The following is a 12,878-nucleotide window of genomic DNA, read 5'->3' on the forward strand; positions in this document are numbered from 1 at the left end:
AGTGTAGCATGACTCCGCTGAGAGAACTCGACTTCGGCTTTGTACATGTCGTTGATGGTGGAATGGCTACGGAGCTGGAGCGTCGGGGAGCCGACATCTCCGGCACGCTGTGGTCGGCGCATGTGCTGGAGACTGGGCCTGAGCTGATCGAGACAGTTCATCGTGACTACTTAGCAGCCGGGGCCGACTGCATCCTGACGGCGAGCTACCAGGTTTCGAGGATGGGCTTTGCGGAAGTGGGGTTCAGCGCTGCTGACGCCGACCGGGCGCTAGGACTGGCGGTTGAACTGGCCGTGCGTGCGCGGAACGAATATGAGCGGGAGACGGGGCGCCATGCGCTGGTGGGGGCGTCGCTGGGGCCCTATGGCGCGGCGCTGCACAATGGCGCCGAGTACCACGGCAACTATGCGTGCAGTTTCGCTGATCTGGTGCGTTTTCACGGCCAGCGGCTGCAGGCGCTGGCCTCGTCTGCCGCTGATTTTGTGGCCTTTGAAACCATCCCTTCGCTTGAGGAGGCTGGGGCGATCCTGGAATCGCTGCATTCTCACCCCGCTATCGGCGCCTGGATTTCCTTTACCTGCAGGAATGCAGCGCAGTTGGTGCATGGTGAGCAGCTGGCAGAGGTTGCCGCAATACTGAGCGGAGAGCCGCAGGTGGTCGCTGTCGGGGTGAACTGCACGCATCCAGAGCTGATGTTGCCCCTGATTCACATTCTTCAAGCGGCATCGGCGAAGCCAATCGTGGTTTACCCCAACTCCGGGGAGGGTTGGGATGCCGCGCGGCGCTGCTGGATGGGCATTTCAGACGTCGCCGGTTATGGCGAGCTCGCCCGCCAATGGTTTGAGGCTGGCGCCCAGGCTGTGGGGGGATGCTGCCGGACGACGCCAGAACATATTTCGGCGGTCCGAGCGGCCGCGATGGTGGGGGCTAAGTCTGTGTCCTGGTGAGGCCGGTCCGGTTCGAAGGTCGGCCTCGTGCGACAATATTGTTAAACGCCATGAAACCTGTAGCCGCCGTGGCCCCTGAACCGACCACCGTCACCCCTGAGCTTCTCGCCCAGCACAGTATTACAGCCGAGGAGTACGCGCGTATCGAAGAAGCGCTGGGCCGCACGCCCAGCCTCACTGAGCTAGGCATTTATAGCGTGATGTGGAGTGAGCACTGCTCCTACAAGTCGTCACGCGTACACCTGAAGCGGCTGCCGACCAAGAGCGATCGCGTGGTGCAGGGACCGGGCGAAAATGCCGGCATCATTGACGTTGGTGATGGCTGGGCCTGCGCTTTCAAGATCGAATCCCATAACCATCCTTCCTATATCGAGCCCTTTCAAGGCGCGACCACCGGGGTTGGCGGCATTCTGCGCGATATTTTCACCATGAACGCGCGGCCTTTTGCGGTGATGGATTCGCTTCGCTTCGGACCGATTGCCGGGGAGGGGATTCCCCAGGAGTTACTGCACAAGAATCACACCATTGTTGAAGGCGTGGTGAGCGGCGTAGCAAGCTATGGCAACTGCTTTGGAGTGCCAAACCTGGGCGGTGAGACGAAGTTCGAGGAGTGCTACTCGGGCAATCCTCTGGTGAATGCCTTTGCGCTCGGGCTTGTGCGCCGGGATGAAATTTTCTATGCCAAGGCCACGGGCATCGGCAATCCGGTGATCTATGTCGGCGCGAAGACCGGACGCGATGGAATCCATGGCGCGACGATGGCCAGCGAAGAGTTCAAGGAAGGCTCCGAGCAGAAGAGGCCGAATGTCCAGGTCGGCGATCCCTTCATGGAGAAGCTGCTTCTGGAGGGCTGTATCGAGGCGATGGCGACCGGTGCGGTCCTGGGGATTCAGGACATGGGTGCTGCGGGGCTGACCTGCTCGACCTGCGAGATGGGTGCGAGAGGCGGGGTCGGGCTGGATGTAGAGCTTGATCTGGTGCCACAGCGCGAGACCGGTATGTCGGCGTACGAAACGATGCTCAGCGAGAGCCAGGAGCGGATGCTGCTGGTAGCTGAAAAGGGTCGCGAAAACGAAGTTCTCGAGGTCTTCAAGAAGTGGGGGCTGGATGCAGTTATCGTGGGCACGGTCATTGCCGAACCGCGGCTGCGCATCCGGCATCACGGCGTACTGGTCGCTGATATCCCGAACCAGTCGCTGACGGACGATGCTCCGCTCTACCATCGGCCGGTGGGCGAGTGGAAAGCTCCGGTGCAGATGGAGCCGACCCGAAGCGCGCTGGACAAGCTGGGCTATGAGGATCGTGTACAGCAGCGGAATTACGCAGATGATCTTCGCCTGCTGCTGGGCGCGGAGAATATCTGCTCGAAGCGCTGGGTGCATGAGCAGTACGACTCGATGGTGCAGACGAACACTGTGCAGGGGCCGGGCTGTGAGGCGGGCGTGATGCGCATTAAGGATTCGGGAAATGGCGGCCCGCAGCGCGGTCTGGCTATGGCGCTCGATGGCAATGGGCGCTGGTGTTATCTCGATCCCAAGCTCGGCGCCGAGCATGCAGTCGCGGAGGCCGCTCGCAAGGTAGCTTGTACCGGCGCGACTCCCGTTGCTGCTACCAACTGTCTGAACTTCGGCAATCCGGAAAAGCCGGAGATTATGGCGCAGCTTTCGGCGGCTATCGATGGCATCGCGGAGGCCTGCATTGCGCTGGGAACTCCGGTGACAGGCGGCAATGTCTCCCTCTATAACGAGACGCGGGGCGAGGGCATTTATCCCACGCCAGTGCTGGGCATTGTCGGCATTATCGATGACGTAACGACAGCGCTTCCGTCTGCCTTTCAAGCGCCGGGTCATGCTGTCCTGCTGATCTCGCCTGAAAAGATTGGAACGATCGAGGAGCGGTTGCGCGAGTTTGGGTCTTCAGAGTATGCGAAGCAGGTGCTGGGCGAGTTGTGGGGCGTGCCGCCAAGTCTGGATCTGGCAGTGGAGGCCAGTTTGCAGAAGGCTCTCTCTCAGTTGGCTGCAGCGAAGCTGTTGCATTCTGCGCGGGATATTTCGGATGGAGGCATCGCCGTCGCTCTCGCCGAGGGATGCTTCGAGCATAATGTCGGGGTGAGCGTGAAGCTGCTGGAAGGCGCGGACCTGCCCCATGCGTGGCCGCTCTTCCAGGAGAGCGCCAGTCAGGTGATTGTTACGTGCGATGAGAGCGCTGTGGGAAAAGTTCGCGCCCTGGTCGCCGCGTTTGACGGGCTGCGTGTGGACCACCTTGGAGAAACAGTGGCCGATCAATTTGAGATTGCAGTCAACCGTCATCCGGTGATTCGCGACAACGTAACCGGGCTTAAAAACCGCTGGGCGCATGCACTTGAAGGCGCGCTGCGCGAAGTGGTGACGGCATGAAATCGCAGTTGGTGATGGAAGGGATCGACGGCGAAGGATTGCCAGCGGATGCTGAGCAGTTAGACGCGGGCCCGAGCCCGCAGGAGATCTCAGAGGACCCCAAGCTTCGTGAAGAGTGCGGGGTTGTGGCTATCCATCACCACCCGGAGGCTGCGCGGCAGGCTTATCTTGCGCTCTATGCGCTGCAGCATCGGGGGCAGGAGTCAGCCGGAATCGCCACTGCCGACGGCACCAACCTTTCAAACATCAAGGGTATGGGACTGGTGTCGGAGATCTTCACCGAAGATGTGCTGGCCAAGCTGCATGGGAACATGGCGATCGGCCATACGCGCTACTCGACCACCGGCGACTCGGCGCTGCTGAACGCGCAGCCGATCCGCGTGGATTCGACAAAGGGCCTGATCGCAATCGCGCACAACGGCAATCTCGTAAACCTGGGCGCGGTGCGTGCGCGGCTGGAACGAGCGGGCGCATTTTTCCAGACAACGAGCGACTCTGAGATCATCGTGCAGCTCATCGCGCATTCCAAAGAAAGCACGCTGGTCGATGCGATTGCCGACTCTTTGCGACAGGTAGATGGCGCATTTTCGCTGGTAATGATGACGCGCGACCGAATCTTTGCAGCTCGCGATCCGCGGGGCTTCCGTCCGCTTTCAATGGGGCGTATTGAGAACCCGGACGGTCCGGACACCATCGTATTTGCTTCAGAGACATGCGCCTTTGACCTGCTGCGGGCAAAGTATGAGCGTGATGTAGCGCCGGGCGAGCTGGTGATGGTAACTAGCGATGGAGTTACGTCGAGGCAGTATTCCACTGGCATACAGCAGGCGAGCTGCATCTTCGAGCATGTCTACTTTGCACGGCCTGACAGCAGAATCTACGGGCGCTGGGTGCAGGAGAGCCGCGAGCAGATGGGGCGGCAGCTTGTGCGCGAGTCAGGTGTTGATGCCGACCTGGTAGTTCCGGTTCCGGATTCAGGCGTGACGGCTGCAATTGGTTATGCGGCCGAGAGTGGGATTCCATTTCGATTCGGGCTGATTCGCAATCACTATGTCGGGCGCACCTTCATTGAGCCGGAGCAGCGGGTGCGGGACTTCGGCGTAAAGCTGAAGCTTAACCCTGTTCGCAACCTGCTTGAGGGCAAGCGCATTATCCTGATCGACGACTCGATTATCAGAGGGACGACTAGTCGGAAGATCGTTCGGATGGTTCGGGCCGCGGGCGCTAAGGAAGTGCACCTGCGCATCAGCTGTCCGCCGACGATCTCGCCCTGTTTCTATGGGGTTGATACGCCGCGCAAGAAAGAGCTGATTGCGGCCAACAGCTCGATCGAAGAGATACGGCAGTTCATAGAGGCTGATTCGCTCGCCTATTTGTCACTTGAAGGGTTACAAAACGCATGCAATGGTGGCGAAGGGAATACCTATTGCGTGGCGTGCTACACCGGCAGCTATCCGACGGACTGGGTAGATGTAGATGAGATTCTGCCTGCGGCTGCTGTTATCCGATAAGATCCGGCACTGATTCCGATCAACAGAAAGCGGCGCAACCTGTAGATGCTTCTCTGCTTCCCATTGGATGGAGGCAGATACGATGGCGACTGCAAAGAAGAGTTCCTCGACAAAGAAAGGTTCGGGCAGGAAATACAGCCCGAGCGCTTCCGCGGATGTAGAGCGGGAGATGAAGGCGATGAAGAAGGGTAAGCTCAAGTCCGGCCGCAGCGGAAAGAAGGTCACCAACCCGAAGCAGGCGATTGCGATCGGCCTGTCGGAGGCGCGGGCAGAAGGCAAGAAGGCGCCGCCCCCACCTAAAAAGAGTGCTTCAGCTAAGAAGAAGTCTGCCGCGAAAAAGAATTCAGGTTCGAAAAAGAGCACAGCCAAAAAGGGCACAGCCCGGAAAAGCTCGGGCGCAAAAAAGAGCTCTTCTAAGAAGAGCTCTGGAAGAAAGAGTTCAAAAGCCTGAAGAAATCGCTATTCGCTTTTAGCGGAGGCGGGAGTGGAACTCGCAGGCGCAGAGGGTTTGTCTGTAGCCGTCGAGCTTTTGTCCGAACTGCTGCTTGATCCTTCAGCCGCTGCTGACGAAGATTTGGGCCCGCTGCTCTTACCCGCATAGTCGTTCACATACCAGCCAGCGCCCTTGAACTGGATAGCTGGAGCGGAGATGAGCCGCTCCAGTTCTCCATGACACTGCGGGCACTCTTTTTCGTCTTCCGCGCTGAAGCTTTGAATCTTCTCAAACTGATGTCCACACTGCTTGCAGCGGTACTCGTAAAGCGGCATGTAGCTTATCCCCTAGCAGCTATTTTACTTCTTCGCCGAGATTAACGAGCCGCACCTGCGAGATCGCATCCACTCCGCGCAATGCTTTCAGGACTGCATCCGTCACTTCTCCATCGATCTGAACCACCGCGAGCGCCGTGCCCTGAGGAACGCGATGGCTACGGTCAGAGCGGCCGAGAGCGAAGTTGGCGACATTGATGCGGTGCTCTCCGAGGATGGTGCCGATACGCCCGATTACGCCCGGGACATCCTGGTTGTGGATGGTCAGCAGCGTGCCTTCAAGGGGCGCCTCGATGTCGATGCCGTCGAGGCTGAGCAGGCGCGCGGAGCTGCCGTGCAGAACTGTTGCGCTCGCCGTCACCTCTGCGTTCTGGGTGTGCAGGGTGAGTTTGACTACATTGCCTGCGCCGCCCGAGGCTGCCTCTTTCGTATCCTCATGGACGCGGATGCCGCGTTCCATCGCGACAGAGGCTGCGTTGATGCGATTGACGTTTTCAGAGTGCCCGAGAACGCCTTCGATAGCGCTGTTGCGAATCAGCTCCGTCTTGCTGTCTGCAATGCGGCCGTTATAGGCGATGTGGATGCTCTCGATGTTCCCCTCAGGAAACTGTGCAACGAAGGAGCCGAGACGCTGGGCCATCTTGATGTAAGGCTCGAGCTCCAGGTACTCCTCATGCGAGAGCGAGGGCATGTTAACGGCATTCTGCACGACTCCCAGCTTGAGATATTCGCGCACCTGCAGGGCGATCTGGATGCCTACGGCCTCCTGCGCCTCTGCGGTAGAGCCAGCGATATGTGGCGTAAGGATGACGTTTTCGAGTCCGAAAAATGCAGAGTCTTTGAGCGGCTCCTTGTGGAAGACGTCGAGCGCCGCACCGCCTACCTGGCCGCTCTTGAGAGCTTCAGCAAGCGCCTCTTCCACGATCAGTTCGCCGCGGGCGCAGTTGATGATGCGGATGCCCTTCTTCATGGTGGCGATGGAAGCTTCGTTGATGATGCCGGCTGTCTGCGGCGTGAGTCCGACGTGCAGCGTGAGGTAGTCGGACTCGCGGAAGAGCTCCTCTACGCTGACGAGCCGGATCTGGTTCTCGCGCGCGATGGCTGCGGAGACGAAAGGATCGTGGCCAATGATCTCCATGCCGAAGCTGCGGGCGCGCCGCGCCACCTCAAGGCCGATGCGGCCAAGGCCGAGGATGCCTAACGTTTTGCCGCGCAGCTCTACTCCCTGAAGCGATTTCTTTTCCCATTTGCCCGCGTGCATAGTGGCATTGGCTTTGGGTATCTGGCGTCCAAGCGCGATCATGAGACCGAGAGTCAGTTCTGCAACCGCGATGGCATTGGCGCCAGGAGTGTTCATGACAACGATGCCGCGGCGAGTGGCTGCGTCAGCGTCGATATTATCGACCCCTACGCCGGCGCGCCCGATAACGCGGAGACGCGGCGCGAAGGCTAGCAGCTTATCGTCCACCTGCACGGCGGAGCGCACGACCAATCCGTCAGCATTGGCAAGTGCCGCTGGTAGATCAGGAACCTGATCGTGGGTAAGCACCTGCCAGTCAGGCTCACTCTTGAAAACGGCGAGCGTTGCAGGGGAAACTTTCTCGGCGAGAATGATCTTCATCTTGCTCCTTCAAGGCAGGTCGCGCGGGCGGAGCTGAGACTCCGCCCCTCATCGCGATTGTTTAGGCAGTAACTGCGGCAGTCTTCCGTGCGCAATGACTCACTTCGCGTCCACACTGACACTCACGCTTTGCGGCAGCCTGTGGATCGCGCTGGGCGAAGACCTTCTGTGCGGCGGTGAGGGCCTGGCCGAACTGGAAGCCCGGCAGCTTGAGCACGGAGACGGCGATATGCTCGAGCGCGCCAATGAGTGAGATTGTGTCCATGTAGTCAAAGAAGCCGAGGTGGGCAATGCGGAAGATCTTCCCCTTCATCTCGCCCTGGCCGTTGGTGATGACAGCGGCGAAGCGCGACTTCAACTCCTTGACGAATACGCCGGAATCTATGCCCTCGGGAGAAAGAACTGCGGTGACTGCGGCTGCGGGAGCGTCTGGCGCGTAGAGCTTCAGTCCCATGGCAGCAATTGCTGCGCGGGTCATCTCGGCGCAGGTTTCTGCGTTCTCGACCAGAGCGGCACGTCCGGCAGCGAGATCTCCGCCACCCTGCTGTGCGATGTAATCAAGGGCAGCGCCGAGTCCCGCAATGAGGGCCACGGCAGGCGTGTAGGCCGACTCGCCCTTATGCGCGTTCTTGCGCTCCTTGCGGAGGTCAAAATAGTAGCGGGGATTCAGCGAAATCTCCATCGCTTCCCACGCCTTGTCGCTGACGGCGAGATAGGCCAGCCCCGGCGGAATCATGACCGCCTTCTGGGAGCCGCCAATCAGCACGTCTACCCCCCAGCCGTCCATATCGAAGTGGGTGGTGCCGAGGCCGGTGATGGCGTCGACAACGAGCAGAGCATTGCTATTCGCAGACTTGATGAGATCGGCGATGGCGGGCACGCAGTGACGGACGCCTGTCGACGTTTCTGTGGCCTGCATGAAGATGGCGCGAGTCTCGATCTTAAGAGCCTTGCGAACTTCTTCAAGCGAAAAAGTATGGCCGTAGGGTGCGGAGACAACATCGACTTCGCAGCCGAAGGCCTTACCCAGTGCGGTCCACCGCTCACCGAACTTGCCGGCGGAGAGGACAAGCACGCGGTCGCCCGGAGATGTGAGGTTAGAAACGGCGGCTTCCATAGCGCCGGTTCCGGAGCTGGAGAGCAGCAGCACGTCGTTCTTCGTGCCGACGAAAAGCTTGAGCTGGTCGAGAACGCGCTGGTAGAGAGCGCGGAACTCTGCGGTGCGGTGGTGAATATCAGCCGCAGCCATGGCGAACTGTGCAGCAGGCAGCAGCGGAGTCGGGCCCGGCGTGAAGAGACGTGTCTTACGAATCATGTCTTTATTGTAGCCAGCAGCAGCCCCGCGCGTTTCTTTCTATAATGGTTAGTTTGTAGATTGGAGCCCCCGGCGTGAGCCTAGTAAAGCAAATAGATCAGGAAATGGTCGCCGCAATGAAGGCGCGAGAGCCCGAGCGGTTATCGACGCTGAGGATGATTAAGACCGCTTTCAAGAATAAAGAGATCGAGAAGCGCGAACCACTTACCGACACCGAGGCGCAAGCCGTGCTGACGACGATGATCAAGCAGCGGCGCGAATCGATTGAGCAGTTCACCAAGGGCAATCGTCCTCAGCTTGCCGCGAAGGAGGCCGAGGAGATCAAACTGATCGAGCACTACCTTCCTCAGGCGGCCGGCGAAGAGGAGATTCGTGCCCTGGTAATAGAAGCGCTGGCCGAGCTGAAGGCTGGCGGACAGGAACTCGGGCCAAAGGACATGGGGACCGCGATGAAGGCTGTGCAGGCGCGCATCCAGTCGAGTGGACTGCGGGCCGAAGGGCGGCAGGTAAGCGACGTAGTCAAGACGGAGCTGGCAAAGTAGGCATTCCCCGTTCTTCCACCTTTGCGATTGTCCATTTCCGGACAGCGATTGTCCGGAAGTGGACATGCCTCCGAGCTAAGACTTTCCAATCCCTAACAAAATCAATCATTTAGACGTGGAACAAGATGGCATGCCGAGTGCGTATTCCCAAGGCAGGAGAAGTTCATGCCAGCTATTGTCGAAGACATCCGCTATGCCCTGCGCCAGTTCCGCAAAGCACCGGGATTCACTGCTACCGCCATCCTGACGCTGGCCCTGGGAATAGGTGCGACCACGGCGATTTTCTCGCTGGTGCATGCCGTGCTATTGAAGTCGCTGCCGGTGGCTCAGCCCAGCGAGTTGCTGCGGATCGGGGATGTTGAGAACTGCTGCCAGAACGGCGGTCTTGAAGACGATTGGTCTCTCTTTTCCTACGATCAGTACAGGGACTTTCGTGACCATACACCGGGCTTCAGCCAGCTAGCTGCCTTCCAGTCGAGTTCGGACATGGCCGCAGTGCGTCGGCCTGGAAGTGGTCACCCGGCAGAGAGCCTGACGAGCGAATTCGTCTCTGGCAATGCTCTCTCTACCCTCGGGATCGCAGCTTACGCAGGGCGCCTGATTTCGCCTGACGATGATCGCAAGGGCGCAGCTCCTGTGGCGATGATGAGCTTTCGTACGTGGCAGCAGAAGTATGGCGAGGATAGAGCTATCCTTGGCTCGACGTTTCTCATAGACGGCCAGCCGTTCACGATTATTGGTATCACTCCTCCGGGTTTTTTCGGGGAGAGGTTGACGTCCAATCCTCCTTCGCTGTGGGTACCGCTTGGGGATGAGCCGCTTCTCCGGAATAGCAGCTCGATTCTCGACAGGCCGAATATTGAATGGCTGAACCTGATCGGACGCATCTCCCCCGGCGCCAATGCAAAGCAGATAGAAGCTAAGATGCAGCTGGAGCTGCGGCAATGGCTGCTCAGCCCCGTCAGCGAGCTCAGCTCGGAGGACCGGCCGCTGGTGCTGAAGCAGACGCTGCATCTTTCCGCAGGCGGCGGCGGAGTGCAGCGGATGGCCGACAACTACAAGTCCGGACTGCATCTGCTGATGTGGATTTCAAGCTTCGTGCTCCTAATCGCATGTGCGAACATGGCAAACCTGATGCTGGTTCGCTCCACAGTGCGAAAGCAGCAGATATCAGTGCGCTCAGCCCTCGGCGCACCTCGCTCGCGACTGGTGCGCCAGGCGCTGCTCGAAAGCATCACCCTCTCGGTGCTCGGTGGAGTCGCTGGAGTGGCTCTCGCGTATGGCGGCACGAAGTTGATTCTGCATCTCGCCTTCCCGGATACCTATATTCCGATTGATGCTTCCCCGTCCGTGGCTGTATTGGGGTTTGCCTTTGGCGTATCGCTCCTGACGGGGGTGATCTTCGGAGTTGCTCCCGCGTGGATGTCATCTCATGCCAATCCGATCGAAGCATTGCGCGGTGCGAATCGCGCGACTGGGCAGCAGGGAAATCTGACTCAACGGGTGCTGGTGATTGTGCAGGCTTCAGTATCTCTGGTGTTGCTCTGCGCGGCGGGGTTGCTCACACAAAGCCTGAGGAATATGCAGAACCAGAATTTCGGCTTTGATGCCAAGGATCGATACATGCTGTTCTGTGGGCCTCAGCTCGCAGGCTATCGCAGCGATCAGCTGGAACCGTTCTACCGGAAGCTTCACGATGCGTTGATGAGCATTCCAGGCGTGACGTCCGTGAGCGCTTCGTTGAATAGCCCCTTGGATGGTAATCAGTCCAACTTCAGTGTTTATATCGAGGGCCAGGCTCCGCCGCCCCAGGGTTCCAATCAGTCTGTCTCTGGGCTTGATCGGGTATCCGCGGATTACTTCAAGACCATTGGAACGAAGATACTGCAAGGTCGGGGGATAACTGAACAGGATACGGCGAGTTCGCGCAAAGTGGCGGTCGTGAATCGCACCTTCGCCAATAGGTTCTTTAAAGGCAAGAGCGCGATGGGGCAGCACTTCGGCGTGATGGACCAAAAATACGCAGGCACTTACGAGATAGTCGGCGTCACTGAAGACACGCAATACCTGGGGCCGTTTCAGCCAATCCGCCCGATGTACTTCGTCGCGGGCACTCAGCATGTGCAGTATGTAGAACCGATTGCCCAGACGTGGGAGAAAATGTTGAGTTATATGAATGCCATCGAGATTCGGACCAATGGCCATGTTCCGAATCTTGAGTCGCAGGTTCGACGCGCAGTGGCGCAGGTCAATCCCAATCTGCCTGTCATCAGCTTCAAGACGCTTGCCGAGCAGGTCAAATCAGCGTTTGATCAGCAATCGATGATTGCAACACTGACCTCGCTCTTTGGAGTGCTGGCTCTGCTCCTGGCTTCCATCGGTCTTTATGGCGTGACTGCCTATTCCGTGGAGCGGCGGACGAACGAAATTGGCCTGCGCATGGCTCTGGGCGCAGATAGAACTGCAGTTTTGCGAATGGTAATCCGGGGGGCGTTTCAACAGATCTTTATAGGGCTGGCGATTGGCGTTCCCGCGGCAGTTGGAGCAGGTTATGCCATCTCGAGCCAGCTTTTTGGGGCGAAGCCCTATGATCCGGTGATCCTGCTGCTGACGACGCTTACTCTTTGCATTGCTGCGTTCTTCGCCGGAGTGATTCCTGCACGCAGGGCTGCCTCGGTGGAACCGATGCAGGCCCTGCGGATGGAGTGAGTGTGAGGGTTATGCTGCGTCGGGCGCGCTTACGTCGTTCAGCTTTTTGATAGCTTCCGGCGAGAGTTTGAGCTCGGGGGCTGCGATCAGGTCTTCGAGCTGCTTTTCGCTGGTGGCGCTGGCGATCGGCGCAGTCACGCCAGGCTGGGCCAGCAGCCAGGCCAAAGCGACTCGCGCCGGATTTGACTGGTGCTCCTTCGCAACGGCATCAAGAGCTTCGACCACGGCAAAGCCGCGCTCGTTGAGGTATTTGCCTACCATGCCTCCGCGGGCGGCCTTTTCCGCGTCCTGCTTGCTGCGGTATTTGCCGGTGAGAAAACCCGCCGCAAGAGCGAAGTAAGGGATGACGCCGATGTTGTACTTTTCGACGGCGGTGAGAAGGTCGCTCTCGAATTCCTTGCGCTCCATGAGGTTGTAATGCGGCTGCAGCGAAACATACTTTGCCAGACCATTCTTCTGGCTGATCTCCAACGCTTCAGCGAGACGGCTGCCGGTGTAATTGGAAGCCCCAATGTGGCGCACTTTGCCCTCTTCGATGAGCTTCGTGAACGCGCCTAAAGTCTCTTCAAGCGGCGTGGAGGAGTCATCCTTATGTGCCTGATAAAGATCGATGTAATCGGTCTGGAGGCGGCGTAAAGAATCTTCGACGGCCCTACGGATGTAGTCGGCCTTTAATCCTTGCTTGCCGTCGCCCATGTCCATGCCGACCTTGGTCGCAAGGATAATCTCCTTGCGCTTGCCGCTCTTGGCGAACCAGTTTCCGAGGATCGTCTCCGATTCGCCACCCATGTGTCCGGCAGCCCAGCGGGAGTAGACATCAGCGGTGTCGATGAAGTTAAGCCCTGCCGCGAGCGCGGAGTCGAGCTGGCGAAAGGTGTCCGCCTCGTTGAGCGTCCATCCGTAAACATTGCCGCCCAGACAAATAGGTGGCACTTCCATTCCCGAATTTCCGAGTTTCCTCTTTTCCATTAATTGCTCCTCTAGGTGAGATGTTACGCATGCGTGAAGGGATTGAGGAAAAGCGCTTCGCTAAAGAAAGAGGCAGGCCCGAGAGCCTGCCTCCTGTGGC

10 protein-coding genes are annotated in these 12,878 nt (G+C 58.9%); 6 read left to right on the forward strand and 4 right to left on the reverse strand.

The window, feature by feature from the left end; genetic code table 11:
- Positions 1-8 precede the first annotated feature (8 nt).
- The 4 genes from mmuM (at position 9) to C7378_RS12540 (ending at position 5,305) form a co-directional block, all read left to right on the forward strand.
- Entirely contained in the window at positions 9-947 is a 939-nt protein-coding gene (mmuM, locus tag C7378_RS12525; protein WP_131997207.1) for a homocysteine S-methyltransferase, read from the forward strand.
- Between the two features lie 50 nt (positions 948-997).
- Complete coding sequence (gene purL / locus C7378_RS12530) at positions 998-3,343, forward strand: phosphoribosylformylglycinamidine synthase subunit PurL (RefSeq protein ID WP_131997210.1); 2,346 nt, start codon at positions 998-1,000, stop codon at positions 3,341-3,343.
- Positions 3,340-4,854 (forward strand): amidophosphoribosyltransferase, encoded by a 1,515-nt coding sequence (purF, locus tag C7378_RS12535; RefSeq protein WP_243648233.1) that lies wholly within the window; start codon positions 3,340-3,342, stop codon positions 4,852-4,854. Before purL ends, purF begins: the two co-directional genes overlap by 4 nt.
- A gap of 82 nt (positions 4,855-4,936) precedes the next feature.
- A complete protein-coding gene (locus C7378_RS12540) occupies positions 4,937-5,305 on the forward strand; it encodes a DUF6496 domain-containing protein (RefSeq protein ID WP_131997213.1) in 369 nt (122 codons plus the stop codon).
- A gap of 8 nt (positions 5,306-5,313) precedes the next feature.
- Here C7378_RS12540 and C7378_RS12545 read toward each other — a convergent pair whose 3' ends face one another.
- The 3 genes from C7378_RS12545 to C7378_RS12555 form a co-directional block, all read right to left on the reverse strand.
- On the reverse strand, positions 5,314-5,622 hold the full coding sequence (locus C7378_RS12545) for an FmdB family zinc ribbon protein (RefSeq protein ID WP_131997216.1): 309 nt from the start codon (positions 5,620-5,622) through the stop codon (positions 5,314-5,316).
- A 19-nt stretch (positions 5,623-5,641) separates the two neighbouring features.
- Positions 5,642-7,243, reverse strand: a complete 1,602-nt coding sequence (gene serA, locus C7378_RS12550; protein WP_131997219.1) for a phosphoglycerate dehydrogenase — start codon at positions 7,241-7,243, stop codon at positions 5,642-5,644.
- A gap of 61 nt (positions 7,244-7,304) precedes the next feature.
- On the reverse strand, positions 7,305-8,558 hold the full coding sequence (locus tag C7378_RS12555; RefSeq protein ID WP_131997222.1) for a pyridoxal-phosphate-dependent aminotransferase family protein: 1,254 nt from the start codon (positions 8,556-8,558) through the stop codon (positions 7,305-7,307).
- Positions 8,559-8,632: 74 nt separating this feature from the next.
- Between C7378_RS12555 and C7378_RS12560 the strand changes: the two genes are divergently transcribed.
- Both C7378_RS12560 and C7378_RS12565 read left to right on the forward strand, forming a co-directional pair.
- Positions 8,633-9,100: a GatB/YqeY domain-containing protein gene (locus C7378_RS12560; RefSeq protein ID WP_131997225.1), complete on the forward strand. Its 468-nt coding sequence runs from the start codon at positions 8,633-8,635 to the stop codon at positions 9,098-9,100.
- Between the two features lie 165 nt (positions 9,101-9,265).
- A complete protein-coding gene (locus C7378_RS12565; protein WP_131997228.1) occupies positions 9,266-11,809 on the forward strand; it encodes an ABC transporter permease in 2,544 nt (847 codons plus the stop codon).
- Positions 11,810-11,818: 9 nt separating this feature from the next.
- Here C7378_RS12565 and C7378_RS12570 read toward each other — a convergent pair whose 3' ends face one another.
- Positions 11,819-12,748, reverse strand: coding sequence for an aldo/keto reductase (locus C7378_RS12570; protein WP_243648235.1), 930 nt, complete (start codon positions 12,746-12,748; stop codon positions 11,819-11,821).
- Between the last annotated feature and the right edge of the window lie 130 nt (positions 12,749-12,878).

It is taken from the genome of Acidipila rosea (genome assembly GCF_004339725.1).
In the GTDB taxonomy this organism is placed as follows: domain Bacteria; phylum Acidobacteriota; class Terriglobia; order Terriglobales; family Acidobacteriaceae; genus Acidipila; species Acidipila rosea.